This window comes from Bacillus sp. G16, assembly GCF_021282335.1.
Lineage (GTDB): Bacteria > Bacillota > Bacilli > Bacillales > Bacillaceae > Bacillus > Bacillus inaquosorum.
The window spans coordinates 15,366-42,182 of the sequence record NZ_JAJSOZ010000004.1 but is presented as its reverse complement, the minus strand read 5'-3'; the positions used below and the strand labels follow the sequence as shown (position 1 = coordinate 42,182).

At 42.0% G+C, this 26,817-nt stretch carries 29 protein-coding genes; 13 read left to right on the top strand and 16 right to left on the bottom strand.

Annotated features, from left to right (window positions below; all coding sequences use genetic code 11):
* Positions 1 to 52: 52 nt before the first annotated feature.
* The 3 genes from adhA to LWH95_RS05780 all read right to left on the bottom strand — a co-directional run bounded on the left by adhA (position 53) and on the right by LWH95_RS05780 (position 1,830).
* Positions 53 to 1,102, bottom strand: a complete 1,050-nt coding sequence (gene adhA / locus LWH95_RS05790; RefSeq protein WP_232919138.1) for a formaldehyde dehydrogenase AdhA — start codon at positions 1,100 to 1,102, stop codon at positions 53 to 55.
* A 166-nt stretch (positions 1,103 to 1,268) separates the two neighbouring features.
* Positions 1,269 to 1,664 (bottom strand): cupin domain-containing protein, encoded by a 396-nt coding sequence (locus LWH95_RS05785; RefSeq protein ID WP_232919137.1) that lies wholly within the window; start codon positions 1,662 to 1,664, stop codon positions 1,269 to 1,271.
* A gap of 19 nt (positions 1,665 to 1,683) precedes the next feature.
* Entirely contained in the window at positions 1,684 to 1,830 is a 147-nt protein-coding gene (locus LWH95_RS05780) for a hypothetical protein (RefSeq protein ID WP_232919136.1), read from the bottom strand.
* 180 nt (positions 1,831 to 2,010) lie between these two features.
* On the opposite strand from LWH95_RS05780, the gene adhR reads away from it, so the two are divergent.
* On the top strand, positions 2,011 to 2,418 hold the full coding sequence (adhR, locus tag LWH95_RS05775; protein WP_133486741.1) for an aldehyde stress transcriptional regulator AdhR: 408 nt from the start codon (positions 2,011 to 2,013) through the stop codon (positions 2,416 to 2,418).
* 78 nt (positions 2,419 to 2,496) lie between these two features.
* Positions 2,497 to 2,910: a MerR family transcriptional regulator gene (locus tag LWH95_RS05770; protein ID WP_442860839.1), complete on the top strand. Its 414-nt coding sequence runs from the start codon at positions 2,497 to 2,499 to the stop codon at positions 2,908 to 2,910.
* Between the two features lie 177 nt (positions 2,911 to 3,087).
* Here LWH95_RS05770 and LWH95_RS05765 read toward each other — a convergent pair whose 3' ends face one another.
* A complete protein-coding gene (locus tag LWH95_RS05765; protein ID WP_232919135.1) occupies positions 3,088 to 3,990 on the bottom strand; it encodes an AraC family transcriptional regulator in 903 nt (300 codons plus the stop codon).
* A 165-nt stretch (positions 3,991 to 4,155) separates the two neighbouring features.
* On the opposite strand from LWH95_RS05765, the gene LWH95_RS05760 reads away from it, so the two are divergent.
* Entirely contained in the window at positions 4,156 to 5,136 is a 981-nt protein-coding gene (locus LWH95_RS05760; protein ID WP_232919134.1) for an aldo/keto reductase, read from the top strand.
* 34 nt (positions 5,137 to 5,170) lie between these two features.
* Positions 5,171 to 5,452, top strand: a complete 282-nt coding sequence (locus tag LWH95_RS05755) for an HPr family phosphocarrier protein (protein ID WP_232919133.1) — start codon at positions 5,171 to 5,173, stop codon at positions 5,450 to 5,452.
* 142 nt (positions 5,453 to 5,594) lie between these two features.
* On the opposite strand, the gene LWH95_RS05750 is transcribed toward LWH95_RS05755, so the two are convergent.
* The 5 genes from LWH95_RS05750 to LWH95_RS05730 are packed head-to-tail and all read right to left on the bottom strand — an operon-like array spanning position 5,595 to position 7,913.
* Positions 5,595 to 5,894 (bottom strand): spore coat protein, encoded by a 300-nt coding sequence (locus tag LWH95_RS05750; RefSeq protein ID WP_003237286.1) that lies wholly within the window; start codon positions 5,892 to 5,894, stop codon positions 5,595 to 5,597.
* Between the two features lie 15 nt (positions 5,895 to 5,909).
* Entirely contained in the window at positions 5,910 to 6,107 is a 198-nt protein-coding gene (locus tag LWH95_RS05745; RefSeq protein WP_133486745.1) for a hypothetical protein, read from the bottom strand.
* Between the two features lie 19 nt (positions 6,108 to 6,126).
* Complete coding sequence (locus LWH95_RS05740) at positions 6,127 to 7,263, bottom strand: zinc-dependent alcohol dehydrogenase (RefSeq protein ID WP_232919132.1); 1,137 nt, start codon at positions 7,261 to 7,263, stop codon at positions 6,127 to 6,129.
* A gap of 18 nt (positions 7,264 to 7,281) precedes the next feature.
* Entirely contained in the window at positions 7,282 to 7,650 is a 369-nt protein-coding gene (locus LWH95_RS05735; protein ID WP_133486747.1) for a spore coat protein, read from the bottom strand.
* Positions 7,651 to 7,667: 17 nt separating this feature from the next.
* Complete coding sequence (locus tag LWH95_RS05730) at positions 7,668 to 7,913, bottom strand: hypothetical protein (RefSeq protein ID WP_003237277.1); 246 nt, start codon at positions 7,911 to 7,913, stop codon at positions 7,668 to 7,670.
* A gap of 437 nt (positions 7,914 to 8,350) precedes the next feature.
* Between LWH95_RS05730 and LWH95_RS05725 the strand changes: the two genes are divergently transcribed.
* The 4 genes from LWH95_RS05725 to LWH95_RS05710 all read left to right on the top strand — a co-directional run bounded on the left by LWH95_RS05725 (position 8,351) and on the right by LWH95_RS05710 (position 11,123).
* Positions 8,351 to 8,710 carry an SH3 domain-containing protein gene (locus LWH95_RS05725; RefSeq protein ID WP_003237274.1) on the top strand — a complete coding sequence of 120 codons (360 nt, stop codon included), beginning with the start codon at positions 8,351 to 8,353 and terminating at the stop codon, positions 8,708 to 8,710.
* A gap of 51 nt (positions 8,711 to 8,761) precedes the next feature.
* Positions 8,762 to 9,118, top strand: coding sequence for an SH3 domain-containing protein (locus LWH95_RS05720; RefSeq protein WP_014664754.1), 357 nt, complete (start codon positions 8,762 to 8,764; stop codon positions 9,116 to 9,118).
* 258 nt (positions 9,119 to 9,376) lie between these two features.
* On the top strand, positions 9,377 to 9,937 hold the full coding sequence (locus LWH95_RS05715) for a sugar O-acetyltransferase (protein ID WP_232919131.1): 561 nt from the start codon (positions 9,377 to 9,379) through the stop codon (positions 9,935 to 9,937).
* Positions 9,938 to 10,247: 310 nt separating this feature from the next.
* Positions 10,248 to 11,123, top strand: a complete 876-nt coding sequence (locus LWH95_RS05710) for a DMT family transporter (RefSeq protein ID WP_148982053.1) — start codon at positions 10,248 to 10,250, stop codon at positions 11,121 to 11,123.
* 124 nt (positions 11,124 to 11,247) lie between these two features.
* Here the strand turns inward: LWH95_RS05710 and LWH95_RS05705 are convergent, their stop codons facing one another.
* Together LWH95_RS05705 and LWH95_RS05700 are read right to left on the bottom strand one after the other, a co-directional pair.
* A complete protein-coding gene (locus tag LWH95_RS05705) occupies positions 11,248 to 12,072 on the bottom strand; it encodes an alpha/beta fold hydrolase (RefSeq protein ID WP_232919130.1) in 825 nt (274 codons plus the stop codon).
* Between the two features lie 137 nt (positions 12,073 to 12,209).
* Positions 12,210 to 12,473: a CD3324 family protein gene (locus LWH95_RS05700; protein ID WP_148982051.1), complete on the bottom strand. Its 264-nt coding sequence runs from the start codon at positions 12,471 to 12,473 to the stop codon at positions 12,210 to 12,212.
* 444 nt (positions 12,474 to 12,917) lie between these two features.
* Between LWH95_RS05700 and csn the strand changes: the two genes are divergently transcribed.
* The 4 genes from csn to LWH95_RS05680 all read left to right on the top strand — a co-directional run bounded on the left by csn (position 12,918) and on the right by LWH95_RS05680 (position 19,066).
* Complete coding sequence (gene csn / locus LWH95_RS05695) at positions 12,918 to 13,733, top strand: chitosanase (RefSeq protein ID WP_232919129.1); 816 nt, start codon at positions 12,918 to 12,920, stop codon at positions 13,731 to 13,733.
* Positions 13,734 to 14,464: 731 nt separating this feature from the next.
* On the top strand, positions 14,465 to 15,238 hold the full coding sequence (locus LWH95_RS05690; RefSeq protein WP_232919128.1) for a metal-binding protein ZinT: 774 nt from the start codon (positions 14,465 to 14,467) through the stop codon (positions 15,236 to 15,238).
* Between the two features lie 332 nt (positions 15,239 to 15,570).
* The gene (locus LWH95_RS05685; protein ID WP_232919127.1) at positions 15,571 to 17,352 is read left to right on the top strand and encodes an acid phosphatase; all 1,782 of its coding nucleotides are present in this window, start codon (positions 15,571 to 15,573) and stop codon (positions 17,350 to 17,352) included.
* A 391-nt stretch (positions 17,353 to 17,743) separates the two neighbouring features.
* On the top strand, positions 17,744 to 19,066 hold the full coding sequence (locus LWH95_RS05680) for a TGS domain-containing protein (RefSeq protein ID WP_232919126.1): 1,323 nt from the start codon (positions 17,744 to 17,746) through the stop codon (positions 19,064 to 19,066).
* 678 nt (positions 19,067 to 19,744) lie between these two features.
* Here the strand turns inward: LWH95_RS05680 and nikE are convergent.
* From nikE to nikA, 5 genes are read right to left on the bottom strand one after another with little or no spacing between them, the layout of a single operon-like run.
* Positions 19,745 to 20,566 carry a nickel import ATP-binding protein NikE gene (nikE, locus tag LWH95_RS05675; RefSeq protein ID WP_133486759.1) on the bottom strand — a complete coding sequence of 274 codons (822 nt, stop codon included), beginning with the start codon at positions 20,564 to 20,566 and terminating at the stop codon, positions 19,745 to 19,747.
* Between the two features lie 31 nt (positions 20,567 to 20,597).
* The gene (gene nikD / locus LWH95_RS05670) at positions 20,598 to 21,425 is read right to left on the bottom strand and encodes a nickel import ATP-binding protein NikD (RefSeq protein WP_060399099.1); all 828 of its coding nucleotides are present in this window, start codon (positions 21,423 to 21,425) and stop codon (positions 20,598 to 20,600) included.
* Positions 21,426 to 21,442: 17 nt separating this feature from the next.
* Positions 21,443 to 22,273, bottom strand: coding sequence for a nickel ABC transporter permease subunit NikC (gene nikC / locus LWH95_RS05665; RefSeq protein WP_133486761.1), 831 nt, complete (start codon positions 22,271 to 22,273; stop codon positions 21,443 to 21,445).
* The gene (nikB, locus tag LWH95_RS05660) at positions 22,270 to 23,214 is read right to left on the bottom strand and encodes a nickel ABC transporter permease subunit NikB (RefSeq protein ID WP_232919125.1); all 945 of its coding nucleotides are present in this window, start codon (positions 23,212 to 23,214) and stop codon (positions 22,270 to 22,272) included. The genes nikC and nikB overlap by 4 nt, the downstream gene beginning before the upstream one ends.
* Positions 23,215 to 23,223: 9 nt before the next feature.
* Positions 23,224 to 24,840 (bottom strand): nickel ABC transporter substrate-binding protein, encoded by a 1,617-nt coding sequence (nikA, locus tag LWH95_RS05655; protein WP_232919124.1) that lies wholly within the window; start codon positions 24,838 to 24,840, stop codon positions 23,224 to 23,226.
* Between the two features lie 714 nt (positions 24,841 to 25,554).
* Between nikA and LWH95_RS05650 the strand changes: the two genes are divergently transcribed.
* Positions 25,555 to 26,463, top strand: a complete 909-nt coding sequence (locus LWH95_RS05650) for an arginase family protein (protein WP_232919123.1) — start codon at positions 25,555 to 25,557, stop codon at positions 26,461 to 26,463.
* Positions 26,464 to 26,817: the final 354 nt, after the last annotated feature.

Sequence of the window (26,817 nt, the reverse complement as noted above, 5' to 3'; positions counted from 1 at the left end):
CATTTAAATAAAAACGGGACAGCCCATGGAAGGACTAACCCATTTTTTAGACTTATAATGTGGAAATATCAATCACAAATCGATACCTGACATCGCTTCGGTGGATACGTTCGTATGCTTCGTCCACTTGGTCAGCGCGGATCACTTCGATTTTAGGTGCGATGCCATGCTCAGCGGCGAAATCCAGCATCTCTTGAGTTTCTGGAATTCCGCCGACAAGAGAACCTGCAAGGCTGCGGCGGCCCATGATTAAGGAAAACACACTGTATGTGTCCTGCTCGGCAGGTGCTCCGACATTTACAAGTGTTCCGTCTATACGAAGCATTGATAAATAGGCATCTACATCAAGATTCGCGGACACCGTATTTAAGATTACGTCAAACCGCCCGGCTAATGCAGTGAATGTAGCTTGGTCACTTGTTGCAAAGTAATGATCTGCCCCAAGTTCCAGAGCTTCCTCTTTCTTATTCATGGAACGGCTCAGGACGGTTACCTCTGCACCCATTGCATGTGCAAATTGAATTGCCAAATGTCCAAGACCGCCCACGCCTACGATGGCAACCTTTTTACCAGGCCCAACATTCCAGTGTTTCAGCGGGGAATAAGTTGTGATGCCTGCACACAATAGCGGACTGGCAACATCCATTTCCAAACTGTCTGGAATTCTAACAACAAATCTGTCAGTGACAACGATTTTTTGGCTGTACCCGCCATACGTCGGATTTCCATCGTAGTCTAGTGAGTTGTAAGTTTGAACAACACCCTTTGTGCAGAACTGTTCCTCACCGCTGAGACAGTATTCGCATTCTCCGCAGGAGTCAACAAAACAGCCGACACCGACGCGGTCCCCGACAGCAAACTTCGTCACTTCTGTCCCAACAGCTGCGACAACCCCGGCAATTTCATGTCCGGGCACCATTGGGAAGATGCCACCGCCCCATTCATCAAATGCACTATGGATATCGGAATGGCAAATACCGCTGAATTGAATATCGATTAAGACGTCATGCGGCCGTAATTCTCTTCGCTCAATCGTTGTTTGTTCAAATTTAGCTTTTGCATGTGATACGCGTAATACACGGGTTTGATGTTGATTACACATATGAACCTATCCTTTCTTCATCATAAGTGGTGTAAATAAAAAAACATGCACTTATTTATGTTTTATGGTGTCTTCAACATAACGATAAACCTTAAAGTCCGCTTTAAGGCAAGGGGTTTTTTGAAAAAACTTCATCTCAATTGCTGAACGCAAAACGAGAACAATTTTATAAGGTATGATACAGCTCATCATGAACAGGCTCTAACCAATCCGTTTCCCCCGGCGTAATGGCTAAGTGCACAAACCATCTGTCTTTCGTCGCCCCGTGCCAATGTTTTACACGGGGCGGAATATTGATGACATCTCCAGTTTTGAGTAATTGAGCTGGTTTTCCTTCTTCTTGATACCAGCCTTCACCGCCTGTCACTAACAAAACTTGCCCAACTTTATGAGAATGCCAGTGATTGCGGGCTCCGGGAGCAAAAGTGACATTCCCGATTGAGGCATTGAGGGGCGTCTCATCGGTAAATATCATTTGTAAATATGCATCCCCAATAAAGTTCGCTTCAATTTTTTCACCTAACGGAAAGATTGTGCTGTTGCTTAATTGATTAAATGTCATCAGTTGACCTTCTTTCTTTTCATTTTTGAAGATTTCTTTTGCGAAATGAAATGCTGACCAAGCTTTGGGCCATCCGGCATAGAACGAGAGGTGAGTGGTTAAGTTCAGCAAACTTTGGCGCAAATTCTCCTAGTATATCTCCTCCAGCAGTTTGTTTTTTTGCCATACAATAATCCCTCCGTCTAAACTGTTTTTATTGCATGGAGAAGTATAGAGCTTAAAGTGTGCTTTAAGGCAAGCCCTGGATTTTTGAAAAAAGTTCAGCAGCTAAAACTTGTTTGATGCTTGACTTAAAGTTAACTTTAAGTGTTACCTTCAAAACATACAGGACAGTGAGGTGAAGAGTATGAATATTGCGCAGGTAGCCAAGCAGTTTGGCCTGACAGCGGCGACACTCAGATATTACGAACGTGTCGGGTTGATCCCGCCGGTAAAACGAAAAGAAAGCGGCATTCGCGATTATGATGAAGAAGATATCAAATGGATTGAATTCATTAAATGCATGCGAAATGCGGGCCTATCAATAGAAGCGTTAATTGAATATACAACGTTATTTACTGAAGGAGATCGTACGGTAGAAGCCCGCAAAAATATCCTGGCTGATGAAAGACAGCGGCTGATAGAGAAGCGAAAAGAAATTGATGAAACAATTAAAAGATTAGATACAAAAATTGAAGATTATGATGGGAAATTGCGTGAAAATGAGGCACAGCTCAAAAGCAGGCCAAAAACGGAAAGTCTTCAGGATAAGTGACGCAAGATAGCATTCTTTGCGTCCGAGGGGGCAGGTTAAAAATAAAAATTTACCCCGCAAGAAATCATACCAAAAGAGGTGGTTACGATTCCTTATTCCATTGGAGAATTAGCAAACATCATCGGTGTGACAACAAGTACCCTCAGGTATTATGAAAAGGAAGGGCTCCTGACTCCTCATCGAAATGAGAATAATATACGGGAATTTACGGATCATGATATCGGCTGGGTGCGGTTTTTGCTCCATTTGAAAGATTCAGGAATGTCGATGACAGAGCTAAAACAATATACAACATGGCGAGCAATGGGTGATGAAACGATTCTTGATAGGATGCATTTACTTGAAAAGCGTAAGCACTTTGTAGAATTAGAAATTCAAGCTTTACAGCAAAACCTGCATGTATTAAACCGTAAGATTGAATTCTACAAGGACCAGATAAAGGGGGATCAATATGAGTTTGTCCTTTATCCAAATGAAGAGGGAAAGCCATAAAAACAAATGGTTTAAGGCTGAAGGTGATTTTTAAAAATAAAAAATCTCTTCAGCCTTTATTGTTTAGGAATGAGGAGGAAAGCAGCTTTTATATTTGACGTTAAGTCGAAAACTTACTTTAGCTATCAAAAAAACAGTTAGTATGGTCTTTAAAAAATATAAATCCCCGTTGCTCATTTAGTCAGATTTTCCCCTCAGCCGTTTAATATCTTCTTTAGGCGGAAAACCAAACATGCGGGAGTATTCACGGCTGAATTGTGATGGACTTTCATAGCCGACCCGGAATGCAGCATCTGCGGCATCTGTTGACTTCGTTAATAACAGGCGTCTGGCTTCCTGCAGTCTCAGCTGTTTTTGGAACTGAATCGGGCTCATAGCTGTCACAGTTTTAAAGTGCCTGTGCAGGGAGGAAACACTCCTATTCGCTATATCTGCAAGCTCCTCAGTTCGAAGGGGCCGGTCAAATGCCCTCATGATGTGTTCGATGACATCTTTGATTCGATAGGTATAGCTCCCCTCAATCGCAATTTGCTCCAGAGTGCGTCCATGCGGCCCTTGCAGAACCCTATAGAGAATTTCTTTTGTAAATATAGGGGCAAGTACCGGGATGTCTTTCGGGGTGTCCAGCAAAGAGGCTAACCTGAGAACTGCATCCAGCAAAGCCGGCTCTATTTTACTGACAAACATAGCCCTCTCCGTGTGTTTTTTTGGCCCTGCTTGAAAGTCAGAATCACTTAAAACCTCTAAGACTTGGCTGGGAGTAAATTCTAGCTTAAGGGCCAAATAAGGCTCATCACATGAGGCTTTTATCACTTGCCCGGCAACCGGCAAGTTAACAGATGCAACAAGGTAATCAGCAGGACTGTACCTCATGCGCTCCTTTGCAAGTAATACTTCTTTTTCACCTTGAACAATCACACAAAATGATGGCTTGTAAACGCTATAAACCGGTTCGGAAGCATGAGATTCACTGATGAAAAATAAAGACGGAACAGCAGTCTTGTGAACACCGTCCCGGCATGAATAACGTTCAATGAGTTCGGCAAGCTCTTCCTGTTGTTCGGCTATTCGTACAGACATACGTCATTCTCCTTCACTTGATATTTTTCATTATAATGCTTGTTTGCAAGTGGTGTCATTGGCTGTGAGAGGATTAGGCAATCATTTGATACAAATGGGATAACGGCTGCTTTTGCATTCATTGCATAATGAGAAGCAGATAAAAGGAAAGAGGGGACTCAAGAAATGGATTATGTAAAACTTGGACATTCCGGTTTAGATGTCTCCAGGCTTTGTCTGGGGTGTATGAGCTTTGGTGCAGTAGAAAAGTGGGTTCATCAATGGGTACTCGATGAAGAAAAGAGCCGCCCCATCATCAAAAAAGCGCTTGAGCTTGGCATCAATTTTTTTGATACGGCGAATGTGTATTCAATGGGAGCAAGTGAAGAAATACTTGGCAGAGCATTAAAGGATTATGCCAATCGAGATGAAATTGTGCTTGCGACGAAGGTCCATCAGCGAATGCATGAGGGCCCAAATGGTGCCGGCCTCTCACGAAAGGCGATCATGAGTGAAATTGATAAAAGTCTTAAGAGACTGGGAACAGACTATGTAGACCTTTACATCATCCATCGCTGGGATTACCATACACCCATTGAAGAAACGATGGAAGCATTGCATGATGTGGTGAAGGCCGGGAAGGCAAGGTATATTGGCGCTTCTGCGATGTATGCGTGGCAGTTCCAGAAGGCGTTACATGTTGCAGAGAAGAATGGATGGACCAAATTTGTGTCGATGCAGAATCACTTAAACCTGATATACCGAGAAGAGGAGAGGGAAATGCTGCCGCTTTGCAAAGAAGAAAAAATGGGAGTGACTCCGTACAGCCCGCTCGCATCTGGAAGATTGACACGTGAATGGTCTGAAACAACGCATCGCTCCGAAACCGATCAAATCCAGAAATCCAAATACGATGCGACTGCTGATGCTGACCGGCTGGTCGTGGAGCGGCTTGCGGCAATCGCAGAAAAACACGGAGTTTCCCGAACCCATATCGCGCTTGCTTGGCTGCTGCAGAAGGAACCAGTAACAGCTCCTATTATTGGTGCTACGAAAATGTCCCATCTCGAAAATGCTGTCAGAGCTCTATCTGTTAAGTTAACATCTGAAGACATCGCGCTTTTGGAAGAACCATATGTACCCCATCCGATAGTCGGCCACCATTAAATGCCGTTACTATGGGGATAAGGAGCATGGGAGCATGATTGAAAAACAGTATACAATTATTGCAATTACAGGGTTTGCCCGTGCAGCAACCTTGCTGGTTCGTGCAGCCTGCAAGTTTCATTCTCACGTATTTCTTCTACATCAGAAGAAATGCGTTAATCTGAAAAATCCGCCAAAGTCCCTTATTGATGTGATGTCATTAGGCATTACACCTGGTACTCACATTCAAATCAGAGCTGAAGGGATTGACGAGGAACAGGCCTTGCAAGCGATTGAAGATCAGATGAGAAAAAGCGGGTTCATAGACAGCTCATGAATCGGGCGGAGAAGGAGAAGCGGAGGAATTTATGATTCCTCATAGTCGCCCTCACTTCTATTCAGCTTTTTCTTAACATACAGAAGCTGAGGCACAGTTATGGTCAATCAAGACTGTTCCTCAGCAAATCAATCATTGTCCGTTAAAGGGTTGGCAATTGAATCGCCGTATCAATATTTTGTAAATTCAGCTTGACTTGTTCGTCTGTATTCCAAGGATGGTACCAGCCCTTTTCCATCATATAGCTTGAGATTTGTTCGTGCATATCGAGGGCTTCCTCTAAATGCCGGATAAGGATCTCTTTCACTTCAGGCGTTCCCGCTTCCGTTGCGGCCATCGCATAATTTCTGACTCCGTTTTTTGCTGCAATCAATAAGTCCATGGCGATGATTTGGTCTGTTAGAACATTCATGCCGGTCAGATATTCAATGATAGGATTCATTATTCACTCATCTCCTTATTCATGCTTTGCATTAGATAAAATAGAGGCAAATTCCTGCAGCTGCCGTGTGGTGATGTCAACGTCTTGCTGCATGATTGCCTTAAGCTTCGGATCAGACACCAGCGCCTTCATTGTTTTGGATTTCGTTAAACAAAGTGTCTTAAATGCAGTCATTTCTTGGACTTCTAGCACTTCATGTGAGGCGTATTCCATTCCTGTCACCTCCGTTTTCTTAAGGTTTTAACACAACTTTTATACAATCATCCATTTTGGTATCAAAAATGTCATAGCCATGCTTGGCCTCACTGAGCGGCAGCACATGACTTACAACGTCTCCCGGATCAATTTTACCTGTCGACACTAACTCAAACATGTATGGCATATAGTGGATCACTGGGGCTTGTCCAGAGCGTATATTGACGTTTCGCTGCATAATATCACCTAATGGAAAACCGTTATATCTGCCGCCATACACACCTGTAATTTGTATCGTTCCTCCTTTGCGAACGGCCTGGGAAGCAATGACCATTGCACTCATTGTTCCGCCATGAAGCTTTAATCCGCTGGCAAGGAACTCGAGGTCGCTCATTTTCCCATCCATCCCAACAGCGTCAATAACTACATCCGCTCCGCCTTTGGTGATTTCCTTCAAGTAACTCCCTGTATTCTCATGGTCTTCAAAATTAACGATTTCTACTTTGTTTGTTCGTTTGGCATGCAGTAAGCGATAGTTTACATAGTCAACTGCTATGACGCGTTTTGCGCCCTTTAGCCAACAAAACTTTTGAGCAAACAGGCCGACTGGTCCGCAGCCGAGAACGATAACTGTATCGCCGTCTTTTACCCCGGCATTGTCAACACTCCAAAAGCCGGTGGTCATGGCATCCGCAATCACGCTTAATTTTTCATCGGGTTCCTCGCAGGTTTCAGGAATTTTAAAATGGGTAAAATTCGCAAACGGCACTCTTAAATATTCTGCCTGCCCGCCTGGATAACCGCCGGTATGCCCTGAATAGCCGAAATAGGCGCCCATTTCTCCATTGTCATTAGATTGATCACATTGGCTTTCCAGTTGGTTTTTACAAAAAAAGCATTCACCGCAGGCGATAGTAAAAGGAATAATGACGCGGTCACCTTTTTTCACCTGTGTAACCCCTGGTCCAACTTCTTCCACGATTCCCATCGGTTCATGGCCGATGACATAGTCTTCTTGCAGATTAGGAATCAATCCATGGATTAAATGTAAATCTGATCCGCAAATGGCTGTACTTGTGACTTTTATAATCATGTCATCGGACTTTTCAATCTTTGGATCTGGCACATCTTTGACAACAACATTTTTAATGCCTTGATACGTTACTGCCTTCATGCTGTAAAACCTCCAGTGTTAGTGTTCATCAGGTGTCCTGTCAAACATCCCTTTTCGATTTGTGTCCTCAGGAAAGAGGTTCATGTTGCCGACCATGATCGTGTTTTTTGCAGAGAGCTGATCCAGCTTATACTGTTCGCTTAGTTCATATGGATGGAACCATTTTTTGCTTATCATCAATTCCGTAATTTCTTGGTGCATCGTGATTCCTTGCATCAGCTGCTTCCGCAACAAAGCTCTTACATCCGGTGATGCGGTTTCAGTCAAGGCTACAGCAGTATTCCTCACGCCTTCTTTTGCTCGAATAAGAAAATCCATCGCAAATGTGGTATCTGCAAGTTCAGGCATATTTAGCGAATTAATTGGGTCTAAGTGATCATGATTCAAAGGGGCTTACCTTCCTTTCAATTGATGATTGGCGTTGGACGGCTTTGAGGGACGGGGGCTTGAAATGGCGCACGCTCATAAACCGCTTGTAAATCAGTAAGGTCTTGAATGGATTGCTGCACATCTTTTTGCATCAAGTCCTTAAGGTCTTGGTCAAACACAAGTCCCTGCATTAATTTCGATTTCGCTACACAAAGTGTTTTAAAGTTAACGATTTCATGTAAGTCTACAGCCTCGTGAGCAGCTAATGTTTGATGATCCATCTTTAATTACCCTCCTTTAATCAACGTTACATTTCCCGAAAATAAGATGAAGCATACAGAAAGAACTTTTCTCCGATAAAAATGGCATATTCGGAATGGTCACAAGTCGCTTTATTCTCATCAAACACACAAAGCGCTTTTACGCAGTGACGTTTATTCTCGTTTCTAATTAAACAGCTTCTGTTGCACAGTTAATGAAATGATCACAAAAAAGTGATTTACTGCCTTGTCTCATTAAAAATGGATAGGTCATATTTGCAAATTTTGAAAATGCACGATGTCACGAGTTTTTTGTCGAAAACATAGGAATAATTCCACTTTTGAAAGATCTAGTTTATGGTACATTGATAAATATATGGCAGAGAGAGGGGGCGCGGTTTTTCCTTAACTGGATGTAAGAAAGTCAAACGCACGACATTTAAGGGGGAGGATATAAGGTGAAGACATTAAAAACGCTAAGTACACTAACGGTGATGATTGCATCATTGCTCATTTTTTCTAGCCATGCACTTGCCGCTCAGTATTATACGGTCTCAACAAGCAGCGGTGCGCCTGTAAATATGCGCAGCGGCCCAGGTACAAGTTGGGGGATCGTAACGACTATTCCGAGCGGAACCCGCATCCCGATCTATTGCTACAAAACCGGTACAACTGTAACTGGAAAGTATGGAACGAGTAATATTTGGAATTACACAGAGCGGACGCTTGCCAGCGGGGAGATCGTTCCTGGATTTGTCTCTGATACATATATGTATACAGGCTCAGACGGTCCGGTTGTTCCTAAATGCAGCTGGTAGCATATGTTCTATCATTCTTAAAATGAAGGAATTGAAGAAAGAGGGATGACATTGACTAAACTGAAAATGCTGAGTATGTTAACCGTTATGATTGCATCATTATTTATTTTTTCCAGTCAAGCACTTGCCGTTCAGTACTTTACGGTCTCAACAAGCAGCGGTGCGCCTGTAAATATGCGCAGCGGTCCAGGTACAAATTATCCTATTATGCTTTCCATTCCTAGCGGCTCGCGTGTTCCTTACTATTGTTACGCTTATGGAACGACTGTTACCGGGAAGTATGGAACGAGTAATATTTGGGATCAAATCCAGTGGAAAGATTCCCGGGGGATCGTGAATATTGGATATGTTTCTGACACATATGTATACACAGGTTCAGACGGCCCTGTCGGTTACAAATGCAATTAGCTTCGGATCAAAAGTAATATTGAGATAGGCCCTCTCTTAGGTGGCCTACTTAAAGAAACCATACCAAGTATTATCGGTATGGTTTTTTATGTTTATATTTTTGGATTTGCCAGAACAGCTGAGACGTTTAATAAGCAGATCAAGGAGAGGCTTGAGCATAAAAAACATGTTATCGGTATTCTGAAAACTCGAACTAACTTGTATATACAAGTTAGAATATAGCAGTATGAATAGTGAAAAGGCTAAGGAGATTACATCATGAAAACTGAAAAGCAAAAAATGTTAGATGGCGAACTTTACAACGCAGACGACCCTGAATTAAGAATTGAAAGAATGAATGCTAGAAGATTAACTAGAATTTTTAATGATTCACTTGAAACGGATAGCAAGAAAAGAACCCGTTTATTAAAAGAATTGTTTGGTTCTACTGGGGAACATGTTCACGTAGAGCCGACATTTCGTTGTGATTATGGCTACAACATACACGTTGGAGAAAATTTCTTTGCTAATTTTGATTGTGTGTTTCTTGACGTTCATGAGATTCGAATAGGGGATAACTGTTTTATTGCACCAGGAGTTCATATTTATACTGCGACTCACCCGCTCCATGCACATACAAGAATATCGGGAGCGGAATACGGAATTCCAGTCATAATCGGTTATAATGTCTGGATTGGCGGGAGAGCTGTTATTAACCCAGGGGTAAAAATCGGCAATAATGTTGTAATCGCTTCGGGTGCAGTTGTCACAAAGGATGTACCAGATAACGTCGTGGCGGGTGGAAATCCTGCGAAGATACTGAAGCGGATTGTAGAATAGCTGATAGGGTATATCCTCAAAAAACTCATCATGTTTTAATGACAAAAAAACGTATAGAAGGTAAAACATAAATACGAAGAAATTATGATTTAACTGGCAAGCAGATTAGATTCTCTCATTTACTTCATTACGTTTTTCTTTTAAACTATCAATACCTTCATTTTTTGACAGAGGTGAATAAACATGTTCTGGGCTCCATTATTTGAAAATGATGTACCAGTAGCACTTCTCCGCCCTTAGTGGAGTAAGGTGACTACTTCTCTCCGTTAGGGGCATTTATTGACCTAAATGAAAAACGGAGGGTGCAAAAATGAAAAACACTTTGTTAGGTTCTATATATTTGGCTTTAGCCGCCAGCATTTGGGGTGGTATGTACGTTGTCGTAAAGGTTGTCGTATCGGTTATACCCCCATTAGAGCTGGTATGGATGCGATATGCTGTAGCAATTCTCGCATTGCTCATTATCGGTTTGGTAAAAAGGCTATCCTGGCGAATTCACAGACGTGACCTTTTATTAATCATAGGCATTGGGATCATTGGTAATACAATTTCAATCGTTACACAGGAAGTTGGCACTAACCTATCTTCGGCACAAATGGGAGCCATTATTACTTCTTCCACACCTGCATTTATGGTGATCTTTGCTAGGCTTTTGCTAAAAGAACGGTTGAATGTAAAAAAGGGAATATCTGTGGCTTTGGCGACTATCGGCGTTTTAATGATTGTAGGGAACGGTCACATTGACATGACGAATCAAATGGGCGGAATTTCGTTGCTAATTGCTGCTTTAACATGGGCGCTGATGTCTGTTCTTTTAAAACGTGTTCCAAATCATTATTCTCCCATTGTGGTGACAACTTACTCAATCTTGGTTGCCATGATTATTTTGACTCCTTTTGTATGGATGAACGTAAATGAAGTTCATTTCTCGCAGCTGGCCCATCCGACAATATGGGGCGGGCTATTATACTTGGGGATTGTTTCAACAGCTTGTGCATTTATACTTTGGAATCGCGGATTACAAATGCTGAATGCATCAAGCGGAGGATTATTTTTCTTTTTTCAGCCTCTCGTTGGAACATTGCTCGGATGGCTTTTGTTAGGAGAACGTATAGGCGGAACCTTCTGGGCAGGTTCAACTTTGATTCTAGTTGGTGTGCTATTAGTTATCCGGGAAAAAAAGTAGATGAATAAAAAAAGAAACCTGCGGATTCACAAAGTCCATAGGTTTCTTTTTTTATTTTAAGATCATATAACAAAAATAGCTAAAGAGTAAAAAACGCTCCTGTGAAATTCTCCGATAATCTGAGTTAGTTGTACATGGTCCTATGTTTATTTTCTAACATATCGTGTAACCTCTCAGCGAATTCTTTATGATGAATTGTGTTATAACCTGTATGGTTTCCGGGAAATTCAACAATTTCTGTTTCCAAATGCTCCGCTAAGGCGTTTGCGCAACGATAAGGAAAAAAATCCCGTGAAGCACTTCCGCCAGCTGGGAGTACCTTCATCGGAGCAGATGTAAACACCATCTTTAATGCTTCGATATCTAATGTATAGTTGAGAATTCCCTGAATTTCATATTCAGTGAAATACGTTGAATTACCGAGAAGCCGCTCTGCCAGCACATCCTTTGATTGTTCGTCTGTTTCTAAACTTGACAATAATGTAATGACCTCATTTCGGTGATTTTTCTTAAGGTCTTCCATGAATTGCTTGGCTTGTTTCAGCTCATTTTCATTTAAAAACTGCAATAAGACTGGTTCGTGAGGGATCATGACGCTTACCTGTTCGGGATGGCGTATGCACAGATCAAGCCCGATAACAGCGCCGGAGCTGCTTCCAAATACGTATGCCGGCTTGTCGGTGAGTTTGGCTAGAAGACGGTGGGCGTCATCACTGTGTGTTTCCACACGGTAATCCTCAGTCTGATTGGCGAGATTGCTGCGGGAATGTCCTCGGCGGTCGTAAGTAACAACCGTGTACCAGTTAGCCAGATGGTCTGCAACATGATGGAACTTGTCGGCATCACCGCCTCCGCCATGGATCAAAAGAATAATTGGACCTGTGCCACGCACCTTATAGTGGATGTTCGCTCCAGGTACTTGCAATGTTCCATTGTTTACTATATTCATTTGTAAATCCTTCCTTTCTTCTCATCTCCCTTAATGTTACACAATTGTCCAATGATATCATATGCAGGAAATAACTAAGAAACAAACTCGCCATATCAAAAAGCACTGATTACATTTCATCAGTGCTTTCGTTTTGTTTATTTAGAGTAGACAATTTTTTTTATTGTTTCAGTAGAGAGGTGATATTCATCAGATAATTGATTAATTGTTTTGCCGTTTTTAAATGCTTGTTTAATAGAAGCGTTTCTGTCATCGATTAGCTTTCTTGTTCCTGAACACGCACCCCATTTTTGATGAGAGGTTTCAGGCTTAGGGATATATATTGTTTTTCCTTGAACGTACTTTTGAATTTCCGATATCAGCTTTTCAGGTAAAATAGCGGTTGCTTTTACATATGCCATATCTGCCAGCTCCTTATTTTTTTATAGCCAAATAAGGTGCAAAGCCACTATATCAGAAAAGCTTACTTGGGCGATCTTTTAGAAAGTCTACCCCATGCAAAGTATCGCCTTTCCAATCATAGGCTTTGCATGGGACGTTGCGGAATCTAGCATTCTTATCTTACTTGCCATTTCATCACCTCCCAACTATTCGATGATCATTTCCATTATAAAATAGATTAAAGCCTTATTGCATTTTGTTAAATAAAGTTGTAGCAAAAGGGCTTTTCCCAGAGAGAGGGGCTAAGGCTGATTGGCAATAAAAAAAGAGTAAGATTCAAGCCGAAAGCTTTTTATTATTACTTTAGATTCAAAATATTGACAAAACAATGTATTTTCAACAATAGAGCAGCCCCTTGATGTATACTGTGTCTGTATTTACAATATTTAGTAGGGGGTAATCGAATGAAAATCAGTTTGAAGAAAGCAGCGATTTCATCACTTGTTTTCACCCTGTTTTTTACCTTGATGATGAGTGAAACGGTTTTTGCGGCGGGACTGAATAAGGATCAAAAGCGCCGGGCAGAACAGCTGACCAGTATCTTTGAAAACGGCACGACGGAGATCCAATACGGATATGTGGAGCCATTGGATGATGGAAGAGGCTATACATGCGGACGGGCAGGCTTTACAACAGCTACCGGGGATGCATTGGAAGTAGTGGAAGTATACACAAAGGCGGTACCGAATAACAAACTGAAAAAGTACCTGCCTGAATTGCGCCGTCTGGCCAAAGAAGAAAGCGATGACATCAGCAATCTCAAGGGATTCGCTTCTGCCTGGGAGTCGCTTGGAAATGATAAAGAATTCCGCGCTGCTCAAGACGCAGTAAATGACAGCTTGTATTATCAGCCTGCCATGAAACGATCAGATCATGCCGGACTGAAAACGGCACTGGCAAGAGCTGTGATGTACGATACAGTTATTCAGCATGGCGATGGTGATGACCCCGACTCCTTTTATGCCTTGATCAAACGCACGAACAAAAAAGCGGGCGGTTCACCTAAAGACGGGATTGATGAGAAGAAATGGTTAAATAAATTCCTGGATGTGCGATATGACGACCTGATGAATCCGGCAGATCCTGACACCCGTGATGAGTGGAGAGAATCGGTTGCCCGTGTGGACGTGCTTCGCTCAATCGCCAAGGAGAACAACTATAATTTAAACGGACCGATTCATGTTCGCTCAAACGAATACGGTAATTTCGTAATCAAATAAGCAGTGAAAAGAAACCGGTCTGCAAAGGGACTCAATTTGACAAAGAAGATACCAATGATGTTGGTATCTTTTTATCTAATCGTGATGATCTGATTTCTCATGAATCTACATTTATTTTTAGAAATTACTTTTTTGAAAAGGAAAGGACATAGAATACTTCCGGCTAACCCGGTGCATTCGTAGAAAATATTATTTTTATATTTAAAAATCCAATATGCTGTCGACCCTATGATCATTTCAAAAATCAAAAATTCTTTTAATTGTTTTTTTGATAAAGAGATGATCAAAACTCTTGTTGGTTTTATTTTATTCATGGTGATCACCGCCTCATTGAACAAATGTATTCAGGAATTTTATAATAAATTACAAGTATGAACCAACTGGCCGGTTTTGTTGGTAGAAAGTCAAGTTCCCTAAGCTCCGCGAACTTTGGTTTCATTTTTTGGCAGGTTTGTTTGCAAGCTGCGGTAGCATGTATGTAAATGCAATAGAGAAAAGCGGGAATCTTCTAAATCATTTCCCTTCGTTTTCTTCCGCTTTTCCTTCTCATAAAATTCATTTGGATGCTTTATAACAAAAAACAAAAAGAAGATGAATTTTTCTAATTGAAGCTGGCAATACGCTGCCAGATACCATTCGCAATATTAGGAGCATTTTCCCTTTGATGTTTGACGAGATATATGTATAATATAAATCGTAATGTTTTCGATTTGAATAAAAGGAGTGTAGGAATGAAGATTTTATTTGCAAAGAAGTTAGGTATATTAACTATTGGTTCATTACTCGTATTGGCAGGATGTCAGACTTCCGGTTCATCAAAAGGTGAGTCTAATAAAACAACATCATCCTCGGCTGTTGCAGAAGACTCTTCCAAAACGCAAGAGCAAGCATCTGAAAGTCACACACACGAAAGTGCTCACGCTCATGATCATGAGCACGATCATAGTCATGCACATGATGAAGAAACAGAAAAAATTTATGAAGGCTATTTTAAAAACAGCCAAGTAAAGGATCGTTCACTTTCTGATTGGGAAGGAGACTGGCAATCTGTATATCCATACCTGCAAGATGGTACTCTTGACGAAGTATTTTCATATAAATCAGAACATGAAGGTGACAAGACAGCTGAAGAATATAAAGAGTACTATAAAAAAGGGTATAAAACAGATGTTGACCGTATCTTAATTCAAAAAGATGCTGTAACGTTTTTCAAAAATGGAAAAGAATATTCTGGTAAGTATACGTATGACGGGTACGAAATTTTAACATATGATGGGGGCAATAGAGGGGTAAGATACATATTCAAACTAGCTAAAGAAGCTGAAGGGCTCCCTCAGTATATTCAGTTTAGTGATCATAGTATCTATCCGACTAAAGCTAGTCATTACCATCTGTATTGGGGTGATGACCGTGAAGCTTTACTTGATGAAGTCAAACACTGGCCTACCTACTACCCGTCAAAAATGGATGGACACGATATTGCCCATGATATGATGGCGCATTAAATGATGATTACCATGAAATATGGTGTTCTTTTATAATAAAGTTGTTCTGTAATTTATAGAATGCGGAAACACGCCTAGTCCTTTATGAATGCTTAGATGCCCCTGTGTTAGCTGCTGGCTCCTCGTCAGCAGCTTTTTGCTTCTGTAGTTTTCTTCCGTTTCTTTCTCTCCGCTTGTAGGTGACTTCTATTTCATTGACGCCCTAGAAAAAATAAACAAAACATTAATAAAACAACGCTATTTCATTAATAAATGTAAGATACGATCAATAATAACTTGACGGTTGGGGAAAAGCTTTTTGAGATAAGAGTAAGGGAGAGTATGATGAAAAAATGAAATTACTAAGGATGAAGAAGCATTTAGTAGTGGCTTTATTTTCTCTGGTATTATTTCAGAGTTCTGTGAGTGAATGTTATGCGAGCACAACAACGAAAGCCAAAACTGTAACACTGCCGCCGCCCCCTCCTTCAGGATATTTCGTAGATCATTACAAAAATAACAGCTCTGCTAATACTACAGTGAATTCCAATCCCACGATGGGGGTACTTTCCGAATTTAATAAGCTTTGGACTCCCGGAAGTACTTGGGATAGTGGTGCCAAACTGAACAGCAGCGTGTTGGATGCCAACATTCAAAAAGTTGTTGACATTGCTGAACGCCGTACGATTAGTGAGGAAAATGCCGCATATTTTGATGATCGCAGGAATCAGAGCTACAGTGTGATTGACGGTCTAGGTCCGCTTACCGATGTATATCGAATGAAGGCGGGCGCGACGACAACGATCAACAGTATCCCGGCAGATGCTACAATAAAAAAATATATTGACGAAGGAACCAATTCTGGCAGCACGAGTTCCAGTCTCGGCAGCATCGTGAGTTTGGTCAATACGTTACGCGGCCCCTATTCTTCAACGAACCCGGCTAAGGGATACTTTCAATATCCCCGCCCGTTTCGCTGGGAAAGCAATTCTATTCTTGTTCCATCCCTTGTTCCCGCTATCAATCCTGATCCGAGCAAAGACGGAGGTTTTCCCAGCGGACATACGAATGCCGCATACCTTAGCGCTTTTGCTATGGCTTATGCCGTACCAGAGCGTTATCAGGAACTCCTTACCCGGGCTTCGGAGCTCGGCAATAACCGCATTGTTGCCGGTATGCATTCCCCGCTTGATGTAATGGGAGGACGTGTCATGGCAACTGGCTTGGCGGCTGCAATTTTATCTGATCCAGCCAATAAAAGTTTGAAAAAGGCTGCTTATGATGAAGCCCACAGTAAGTTGTTAACGCAAACTGGTACAGCGGAAGATCGATTCAGCGATTATGACATGAATAAAAAACTATATATTCAACGATTGACATACGGATTTGGGCAAATCAAGTCACCTGCTAAATCAATGGTGGTTCCTAAGGGAGCTGAAGTCCTGCTGGAAACTCGTTTTCCTTACCTTGACAACACGCAGCGCCGTTGGATTTTAGCTACTACCAGTCTTCCTTCCGGCTATCCTGTTCTTGATGATCCAGAGGGGTGGGGACGGATTAATCTCTTTTCGGCCGCCGATGGATATGGCGCTTTTGCCAAAGACGTTACTGTGAGTATGGATTCTTCAAAAGGCGGTTTCCATGCATTGGATCGCTGGCGCAACGATATCTCCGGCACCGGAAAGCTGACTAAAAAGGGGACAGGCACATTAAAGCTGGAGGGGAACAATACATATTCCGGCGGTATACGGATTGATCAGGGAACACTTGAGGGCGACTCGAAGACAGCCTTTGGGAGAGGTGATGTTTCAAACAACGGAGGCACCCTGAAGGAAGAGGTATCAGGAAAACTGGTCATCGGAGGAGACTACAAACAATCTGCCAAAGGTATACTTGAGCTGAATCTCAGCGGAAAAAATGATCTGCTTCACATTAAGGGCAAGGCAAAAATGAAAGGGACATTACGTCTCAACTTTTCGGACGATTATGTACCAGCTGACGGATCCACGATCATCACCTATGATAAGCGTCATGGATCATTTTCTTCAATCGAGACCGTAGGCTTGCCAAGCAAGTACAAAGTGAAGATCATCTATAAGTCCAACAGTATCCAATTAAAAGTCAAAGCAGCTTAAAAAAGAGCAATGGTCATTACTTAGGGAGTTTACTCTATAAAGAATATGTTTTCAAGCTGGTGCTAATTGCCGCCAGCTTGTTTTATGTTTAGCTGTTAGATCGGTTGAGAGAGAATACAAGAAATATTATTAACCCTAGAGTTTTTTGCCTTACAATGCATCTGTCATTGACGAGGTGTTTTTATTTGTTTAGACATGATTCGCAACGCAAATGTTTGGATCACTATTGTATAGGTTCTTATCCTGACAGGAATAGCGTCTTTTTACGTTTTGTTTACAAGTTGATCAAACTTTAGATACAACTGCCCGCTATATTGAATACAGTTAGGTCTCATCCAAATATAGGCAATGGAACAAGGGAAACATTGATCTTTTTAAGGAGGAATACAAGTTGTCAATCAGTATTAAACTGCCTAACGTATCTGTCAGAGAATACGAAAAGGAAGCAAACATCAAGGATGTCGCGGCTTCCATTAGCAGCGGGCTGGAAAATGAGGTTGCAGGTAAATTAAATCGAAAGCTGGTAGATTTATCAACTCCACTTCAGGACGGTGCGCACGTAGAAATCGTCACCCGGGATTCTGTCGAAGGACAGAAGATCATAAAGAGGAATTCGCGTGGGACAGGGCGTCTTGTGGCGCTTGATTCAGCGCGGGGACTGGCAGTCTTAGGAATGTATTTGCAGCACTTCGCCTTGAATGAGACGAATGCTTCCATCGTCTCCGGGAACACGACGTTGCTATTTGTGCTCTGCGGCGGCATCTCTTACTCAATTATGGCTGGGCGCATGATGGATCGAGGAACGGAGCCGACTGCATTCCGGGCACGGATGCTCGCTCGCGCGGTGTTCGTCGATATCATTGGATATCTTCTCATCATGCTGAATACTCCGTACGGGGTGATCTTGCCCGCTTATGCGGCATTGTTCGTGCTGGCGTTGGTGCTGGTTCGCCGTTCGACTCGTGTACTGATTGCGACATCAGCAGCTCTAATGGTAGTGAGCCCGCCACTGATGATTCTCGGAGGGAGTGTCCTGCCAAAAGCATACTTACTTAGTGATATTGCAGGCGGCCCGCTGTCCGCGCTTGCACTTGCTCCCGCTTTCGTCGCCGGTATGGCGATCGGACGCTTCGACCTTACTAAGATCCGCACTGCACTTTCGCTTGCGGGCAGCGGTGCAATCATGCTCGCCGTCTCTAAATTGCTGGGTATTTTCGTTCTGCCGGGGCTGAGCCGTTCCTTCGAAGAATGGCTCGTAGGCGTTCAAGGCACCGCCAGCGCCCAGCCGGACCAGTATGCAATCTGGCCGCACAACGTGGAAGCGCCGCTTTGGCATAATCTTCTCTCGATAGCCCCGCACTGTGCGTCAACGTTCCAGACGTTGCTGGGGCTGGGGGCGGCATTCCTAGTGCTCGGATTGGTATGTCTCGTACCGAAGAAGACCTCTGGCGTGTTAATGCCATTCGCAGCAGTTGGTCGCGTGGCGTTAACGATGTATGCAGCTCAGTTTGTCTTCATATGGGGTCTCGAAATAGCTGGGGTCACGTATGATCTCGGAGCGATTCCATTTGGTGATCTGCTCGTTGCAACAGTTGCGCTGGTGATGGGATGGTTGATCGCACGATTCCCTACTGGTCCGCTTGAAACGTCGATGCGACGCTTCGACCGGGTATTCAGCGCCTTGCGGCCAGTCACGGAACCGACATCGAAGTAGGCAGTGTCTTCAACATCTCGTAAGTATTGCCTGAAGGAAAATATCTGAGCTGAATATGGACAGTTTTCCGGCCTTTAGGCTTCAATCTCATAAGCAGAACTCCGAGATATAACAGAGCAGAGTGAGAAGTTTTCGAAATTGATTTTTTCCAAGGTTCTCCATATGTTAAACCCGATTTTGTTCGTCACAGTGTTTTATGGAAACGTGCAGTCTGGAGAAATTGTATGGGATCCCGGAAACCTTGGAAGGGCTTCATGTCTTGGTTAAATTTAACAGAATCCTCATTCATGGACGAAATCTATTAAAAGAACGAAGAGATTATGAGGAGCCTAATCCACCTTGCTATTTTCTCCTAATGAGGCATGAAAAACATTTTGTCGTTTAAACAAAAATAATAAACGGTTAGAGGGTGTAGAAAAAGAACCAATGGTTTAAAGCCAACGGTTCTTTTTCTATGTCATATTTAAAGCAGGAAAAATGGTTGAAATGCGGCATGTGTAGCCGTGAGTTGAAGGAATGTAACAGATCGCAGTCATCATTTGATGCAGTTAACGGTGCAACCGTTCTATTGATATCAGCACTCCATGCTTTGAACAACAAAAGACATGCCGTACTTGTTAAAGCAAATATCATGAAAAAACGATGTAACCGGGAATGCTATATCTACACGCGATTTTCTTATTGTAGCATCGTCCCTCTTCCTATCGAACGAAAGCGCGGGTGTTCTGCAAGTATGGAGCTTCTCATTTCTTTTACTGCTGGATGGTCTGATGCAAAGAACTGAGGTTTGGACTCGTAAAGCTCAACTAATTTTCCGTTATCCAGTACACCTAGTGTGTCACTCAATTGATAAGCGGCTTTCAAATCATGCGTAATAAAAAAATACGATAACCCAAACTCGTCTTTGAGCTCTTTTAACAAATCGAGTATAAGCGTTTGGGTAACCATGTCCAGACTGCTGACTGATTCATCTAATACGATCAGTTTCGGTTTGAGCGAGATTGCTCTGGCGATATTGATCCGCTGCAATTGACCGCCGCTGAATTGGTGCGGATATTTTGTTAAATCACTTTCGCTTAGGCCTACCCTTTCCAACAACTCGATAATAGTTCGTCTCTGTTCCGCCGTAGTGAGGGTTTCATAGTTTTCTAATGGTTCTGCAATAATCCGTTCCGCCGTCATTCGCGGGTTGACGGACGAGTATGAATCTTGAAAGACAGCTTGAAGGTCACGACGGATTTTTCGCCGGATCGATTTATCTGCGCTATACATATCATGGCCTTGAAAAAGGATTTGACCTGATTGCGGCCGTTCTAAACCAAGCAACACTTTTCCCAATGTACTTTTACCGGCTCCACTTGCCCCAATCAAGCCTAAGCATGTACCCTTCTCAATCGAAAAGCTGACATCGGATAGGACTTGTTTAGATTGAAATTTCCATTTGAACAATGAACGCTCCGCATAACGATGAGAGACTTCTTTCACTTGTAATAAACTCACTTGTTCACCTCATTAAAATGCCGCTCTTTTGTCAAATTGACCCAATGGCACGTTCATCAATTGGCAATGTCAAACGTGCACTTAATAGCTTTTTTGTATATTCATGCTTTGGTGCATCAAACAGCTGAAACACATCTGCTTTTTCTGCGATTCTCCCTTTCTGCATCACAGCGACTTCATCCGCCATTTCAGCAATGACGCCCAGATCATGAGATATAAGCAAAATCGCCGTTCCACATTCAGAGCGCATGGCGTCTAAATGTTTCAACACGGTCTTCTGATTATTTACGTCTAATGCAGTTGTGGGTTCATCCGCAATGAGAATGCTTGGATGTAAGCATACAGCGGTTGCAATCATCACCCGTTGAAGCATTCCGCCGCTTAATTGAAAAGGGTAAGATTTTAAAAGTTTAACAGGATTGGATAAGCTCACATTATGCAATGCTTCTATTGCAAGCTCCTTTGCCTGCTTTTTGTTAAAAGACGTATGAGAGCGAATCGTTTCAATCATTTGATGACCAATCGTAAAAACGGGTGTAAAAGCGTTCATCGGATTTTGCATAATATAGGCAATATCTTTGCCGCGTATCTTGCGCATTTCTTTATCTGCCAATCCGTTTAATTCTCGGCCTAGTATTGAAATGCTTCCTTCCACCTTGGTTGTTTTCTGATGAAGCATCTGAAGAATGGACATGCCTGTTACTGTTTTTCCGCATCCGCTCTCACCAATCAGGCCAAGGACTTGACCGCGCTTCAGTTCGAAATTGACGTGTTGAACTAGAGTTGATACTCCTTTGTGCGTTTTGGCCTGTACATGCAAATCTCTAACTTGCAGCACCGGTGATTGTTCTGTTCCCAACTTCCTCATTCCTTTTATCATCGACGTTTGATTTCGTATTTTTCTGATAAGCTCTCGCCCAATAAATTGAACGTTACAACCACAATCATGATCATCATCCCTGGATAAATCATCAACTCAGGGTTCGTCCGGATATACGATTTACCTTCATGAATCATCGCTCCCCATTCCGCAGCCGGTGGCTGGACGCCTAATCCAAGAAACGACATAGCGGATATGTCCATAATGGCCCAGCCCATTTCCAATGTACCCATGACAACGAGGGGAGGGAGCACATTAGGTATGATATGTTTTTTTAGAATCTTCCATTGTGATGATCCATTGATTTTTGCGGCTTTAATAAAGTTTTCCTCTTTCAGACTAAGCACCATTCCTCTAAAGATTCTCGCATAGTAGACCCATTGCACAAGCATGAGGGCAAGAATGACTTGAGGAAGTCCAGGTCCGAATATGCCTACTAGACCAAGAACTAAAATTAAGTTCGGAAAGGCCATCACACCATCACAACATCTCATTAACAAATGATCAATCCATCCGCCTTTATATCCCGAAATCGTACCGACGATGAGACCGATCACAAGTGAGGAAATAAAAATGAGCACTGCAAATCCCAAAGAAATTCGTGTTCCGTACAAAAGGCGGGATAAGTTGCATCTTCCTAAATGATCAGTTCCTAAAGGGAACTCCATGGATGGAGGGTGCAGCTTATATGCCAAATGAACAGCAACAGGGTTATTCGGCGCAATCCAAGGGGCAAATACAGCGATGAGAAATAGGATTGATAATATGATGATACATGCCGTTATCACTTTTTGACTTTTATATATCATGCGTATGCTTGTGATCATCGATACTGCCCTTCTTTCCTGGAAATGCGCGGATCAATATACATTTGAATGAGATCAACGATTAAGCTGCTCAATATAAAAAATGTGGCGGCTATGAACACATAGCATTGAATGACAGGGATGTCACGATTGAAAATGGCTTCAATAAAATAACGGCCAAAGCCAGGCCAAGAAAAAACCACTTCAACAATAATTGTTCCGGTGAGAAGTTTGCCAAGATTCATTCCTAGGCCTGTAATCATCGGAGAAATGGCCATTTTCAATACATGCTTAGCCATAATGCTTTTATTCCTCAGTCCTCTGATTTTTGCGTATTGTACATACGGTTCTTGCAGGTTTTCTATAACACTGGCGCGCAAAAGCCTTGTATACATTGCAATTAAAGGAAGTGCCAGCGTCATTGACGGCAGTACGAGGTGCTGCCATGTTCCAATTCCTTCTACTGGAAAAAGATCTAATTGAACAGAAAAGAAAAAAACCAACATATACCCTAACCAAAAAGTCGGAATGGATGCCCCGAAAAAGGAAATGAAGCGACTGATATGATCAAGTGCGCGATTTCTTTTGATTCCCGCAAAGAAGCCGAGAGGCACACTGACAAGCACCGCGAACAATAAACTCCCAAGAGCAAGTTCGATCGTTGCTGGCATTCGGAGTGTAACCTCGTCCCAAACCGGCTTATTCGAAACATAAGAAATGCCGAAATCCAATTGGAATATCTTCAAAATAGAGTTTACATATTGAATAAAGAATGGTTGATCTAAGCCAAACTCATGTCTTTTTTGCTCTAGAATGTCATCGGTTGGCTGGATATGCGCTGCGGCTACATATGCTTCAGCCGGGTCAACCGGTGAGAGTTGAATCATTCCTGTTGTCAGAAGCGTAGCTAAAAGAAACACTGGTATGATGGACATGATTCGTTTTAATATATAGATGCCCATAAAAGCCTCCTACTGCTTAATGCGAATACCTGTAAATGGATGTTCGTCACGGTTGGCAGGGAAAGTAAAGTCTGTAATATTTTTTTGGTAGATCGCTGTCTTTTTTATATAAGAGATAGGAACGATGGCTCCCTGATCTTGAAGAGATGTTAAAATAGATGAGTAAAGATGTTGACGCTCTTTTTCATCAGTTGTTTTGGGAACCCTTGCCATCTGCTTCAATAGCTCATCCTTGTTTGGATATGCCGAAATCGCTTCATTAAATCCAAATCCTTTTGACGCGACAATGTTTACAAATGTATGCGGGTCATAAGGCGCGCCATAGTTGCTAAAGAAGTTCATATCAAATTCATTCGCTTTGAACCGTTTAACCTGAGTTGCCAATTCTACTCCTTCAAGATTCAACTTCACCCCAATCGCTGCCCACTCTGCTTGCAGCGTTTCTGCCATTGCTTTTTGAATGGATTCCGCTGAATCATACATTAAACTAAATTCAAGAGGCTTTCCGTCTTTCTCACGCACCGTCTTGCCATTAGGAAGCTTCCAACCTGCTGCATCTAATAACGCTGCCGCTTTTTCCGCATCATATTTCACTGGCTTTACATCAATATCAGACGTGTATGGGAAGGTTGTCGGCAAAATATAATCTGCTTTTTCTTCTAACCTGGAGGTAATGCCTTCCACCATGGCGTCTTTATTAAAACCATAGTGCAGGGCTTGACGAACACGTTCATCAGAAAGCTGTTCTTTTTTCGTATTCATGACAAGCTGTCTCGTCGCCACCGGTTCGGAAAGGCTTGTTTCATATTGACCTGTTGATTGCAGCTGCTTATATGCATCCAAACTGATGACGCCTTCACCGTAAATTAAGTCCAGTTCACCTTTTTCAAATGCGAGTACTCTTGTTTCTGCGTCTGGGATGACTTTCACCTTGATTTTCTCGACTTTAGGCTTTTCACCCCAATAATTTTCATTGCGTTTAAAAATCGCATATTCATCGGTTTTATGCTCTTCCAATACCCATGGACCCGTCCCAACCGGTTTTGCTACACCTTTTGATGTATCGCCATCTTTAGGGAATCCAGCCTCTCCTAAAAACCGAACAGGCCGTACAACTGCCAGCTCCTGAATGGTTGGATAATATGATTCAGTCAGTGTCAATTGAAATGTATGATCATCGATCACTTTTGTTTGAGCTATTTTTGTAATAAATCCTAACCAGCTATGTAACTCAGGATGTTTTAAAATGGAGTCAAAATTCTTTTTCGCGATTTTTGCATTAAATGTTGTTCCATCAGAAAATGTTACATTCTTACGCAAATGAAACGTATACACTTTGCCGTCATTAGATATATCCCAAGACTCAGCTAAATGCGGTTTAAGCTTTCCGCCCGCTTCATAAGAGACCAAAGGCTCATACACCATTGACTGTGTAAACAATTGGGAAGGATTATAGACATGTGGGTTTATTTCTCCTATATCTCTAGGCCAAGCAATTGTGACCATATTGTTAGGATCTTTTTTCTCTGTTTGTCCTGCATTTGTACATCCTGCTAATAAAATAGAAAAGATGAGCATCGATAAGAAAGTAAATTTAATTTTCAAACGAATCTTCCCGCTAAGCATCTGTATTTCCTCCTAAGTGATGTTGATAATCATTTTCATTTTATGGAGGCAGCATACCCTTGTCAATGTAAGAATATAGGTATTGATTTTGAACCCGATGTTCTGCCAACGGCTGCGGGTAGTAATCGCAACAAAAACAAGTAATTGATTTCGAAAAGGGTAACAAATAATCCTTCGAATGATTAAGATGTAACCGACTAAGCATCACTAATCCCCCATCGTTCGTGAAGAGGTTTAATTAAGACGTTCCGATAATGTTGTAGTTGGCGGTAATCCGGCCAAAATTATAAAACAAATAACCCGATGAGCTAACTGTGAGATTTAGTTCCCTTTTTGGAATTTTGGTGTGATTTTAATACTTATTTAGAAATAAGAGTCCAAACCTGACTCATATAAAAATACATGTTTTTGTTCCATTTTCATATAAAAATTTATATAACGTGTAAAAATGTCGAGCTTAAAGGAATTCTCATACATGACGGGCATTCTTATAAAGCGAAAAGTATAGAACATTGTAAAGAACTTTAAAGGCATTTACCAACAACCAACAAGCAGCTCAACCCGTTGATAACAGTGGTACACTTGCAGAAGGCATTGCGATTGCCAAACGAATTAAAAGTGCTGAAAAAATAACAAACACTTGACCCTATACTTGCTATAGGATTTATAATTTGTGCATCATACTTATGAATATTTGAAAGGAAGGTGTATAAGATGACAAATAAAGAAGATAAGACGCTTCGGTTACTCATGCCGCAATGGCAAGGTGGAAACAACCCTCCGTACGTACTGGGAGCACACTTATTAAACTGGCTTGCTCCTAAAACGAATGGTCCATTTGAAGAAGTACCTGTCGATTTAGATGCGAGCCTTGAAAAAGAGCAGGGGATTGTTGGCAGGAGTGTTTTATTAAAGCAAGCTCGATCTGCCAAAAGCTTAATTCAAAAGCACAGGCCTGATCGTGTTATCGTTCTTGGCGGCGATTGCGGTGTAGAACTTGCTCCTTTTGCATACTTAAACGAAAAATACGATGGAGATACTGCTTTGTTATGGGTCGATTTACATCCTGACGTGTCCATTCCTGAGGATTGGCCAAACCACCATGCTCATGTACTTGCTAATTTAATGGGTATCGGTGATAAGGAATTCGTCGCTGAGGTACCTCGTCCATTTAAACCGGAACAGGTATTGTTTGTCGGGTTGAACGATATGATGGAAGCACTTCACTCTAAACCGTTGCAGAATATGAAATTCGACATTGCAACCCCAGATGATATTGAAGAAGACAGTTCCAAGGTACTTCAGTGGCTGGATTCACGCAAACCTTCTAAGGTTATCGTTCATTTTGATTTAGATGTACTGGACCTAAGGGAATTCCGTTCTCTCTTAATTGCGAATCCTGATACTTACGATGAAATGGTTGGAAAAGCTCCAAAAGCATCCAGCATCGAAACAATTATACGGGTGCTTCAAGATGTAGCCAAAGCCCATGATGTTGCAGGATTAGGGATTACAGAACATTTTCCATGGGATGCGTATAACTTACAAAATATGTTGCAGCGACTTCCATTACTGGGGGATATCAATAAAAAGGATAAAGCCCCATTTAACTGGATCTTTTAAACATGATGAAAAAACCAACCTAGAATACTTAGAACCAACTAATTTCTACATGATCGTCAAATGAAATGGGTTTTTAAGTTTTCCGTTTCGCCGTTAATAAAGGGAAAAGGCTTTACCTGCCCAAAACGAGAATGATTTACATGACGCAGAAGGTTGTTGTTTACTTAAATATCTGTTCGTTGTGTCATTAATGGACGTAATGAATGAGAGAAGAAGTTATTTAACAGTTCACTGCTGTTAATAAAAGCCTAATTAAAGCACACCAGCTCTTGAAGTGACAAATTAGCTCAAAAGTATGGTGAAGGAAGATAGACTCCAGAACAATGAAGTTAATCATATTAGAGCTGTACGTAC

Bases quoted from the DNA above. Each gene is read 5' to 3' on its own strand.
- adhA (WP_232919138.1), bottom strand. From the start codon at position 1,102: ATGTGTAATCAACATCAAACCCGTGTATTACGCGTATCACATGCAAAA.
- LWH95_RS05785 (WP_232919137.1), bottom strand. From the start codon at position 1,664: ATGACATTTAATCAATTAAGCAACAGCACAATCTTTCCGTTAGGTGAA.
- LWH95_RS05780 (WP_232919136.1), bottom strand. From the start codon at position 1,830: ATGGCAAAAAAACAAACTGCTGGAGGAGATATACTAGGAGAATTTGCG.
- adhR (WP_133486741.1), top strand. From the start codon at position 2,011: ATGAATATTGCGCAGGTAGCCAAGCAGTTTGGCCTGACAGCGGCGACA.
- LWH95_RS05765 (WP_232919135.1), bottom strand. From the start codon at position 3,990: ATGTCTGTACGAATAGCCGAACAACAGGAAGAGCTTGCCGAACTCATT.
- LWH95_RS05760 (WP_232919134.1), top strand. From the start codon at position 4,156: ATGGATTATGTAAAACTTGGACATTCCGGTTTAGATGTCTCCAGGCTT.
- LWH95_RS05755 (WP_232919133.1), top strand. From the start codon at position 5,171: ATGATTGAAAAACAGTATACAATTATTGCAATTACAGGGTTTGCCCGT.
- LWH95_RS05750 (WP_003237286.1), bottom strand. From the start codon at position 5,894: ATGAATCCTATCATTGAATATCTGACCGGCATGAATGTTCTAACAGAC.
- LWH95_RS05745 (WP_133486745.1), bottom strand. From the start codon at position 6,107: ATGGAATACGCCTCACATGAAGTGCTAGAAGTCCAAGAAATGACTGCA.
- LWH95_RS05740 (WP_232919132.1), bottom strand. From the start codon at position 7,263: ATGAAGGCAGTAACGTATCAAGGCATTAAAAATGTTGTTGTCAAAGAT.
- LWH95_RS05730 (WP_003237277.1), bottom strand. From the start codon at position 7,913: ATGGATCATCAAACATTAGCTGCTCACGAGGCTGTAGACTTACATGAA.
- LWH95_RS05715 (WP_232919131.1), top strand. From the start codon at position 9,377: ATGAAAACTGAAAAGCAAAAAATGTTAGATGGCGAACTTTACAACGCA.
- LWH95_RS05710 (WP_148982053.1), top strand. From the start codon at position 10,248: ATGAAAAACACTTTGTTAGGTTCTATATATTTGGCTTTAGCCGCCAGC.
- LWH95_RS05705 (WP_232919130.1), bottom strand. From the start codon at position 12,072: ATGAATATAGTAAACAATGGAACATTGCAAGTACCTGGAGCGAACATC.
- LWH95_RS05700 (WP_148982051.1), bottom strand. From the start codon at position 12,473: ATGGCATATGTAAAAGCAACCGCTATTTTACCTGAAAAGCTGATATCG.
- csn (WP_232919129.1), top strand. From the start codon at position 12,918: ATGAAAATCAGTTTGAAGAAAGCAGCGATTTCATCACTTGTTTTCACC.
- LWH95_RS05690 (WP_232919128.1), top strand. From the start codon at position 14,465: ATGAAGATTTTATTTGCAAAGAAGTTAGGTATATTAACTATTGGTTCA.
- LWH95_RS05685 (WP_232919127.1), top strand. From the start codon at position 15,571: ATGAAATTACTAAGGATGAAGAAGCATTTAGTAGTGGCTTTATTTTCT.
- nikC (WP_133486761.1), bottom strand. From the start codon at position 22,273: ATGATCACAAGCATACGCATGATATATAAAAGTCAAAAAGTGATAACG.
- nikB (WP_232919125.1), bottom strand. From the start codon at position 23,214: ATGGGCATCTATATATTAAAACGAATCATGTCCATCATACCAGTGTTT.
- nikA (WP_232919124.1), bottom strand. From the start codon at position 24,840: ATGCTTAGCGGGAAGATTCGTTTGAAAATTAAATTTACTTTCTTATCG.
- LWH95_RS05650 (WP_232919123.1), top strand. From the start codon at position 25,555: ATGACAAATAAAGAAGATAAGACGCTTCGGTTACTCATGCCGCAATGG.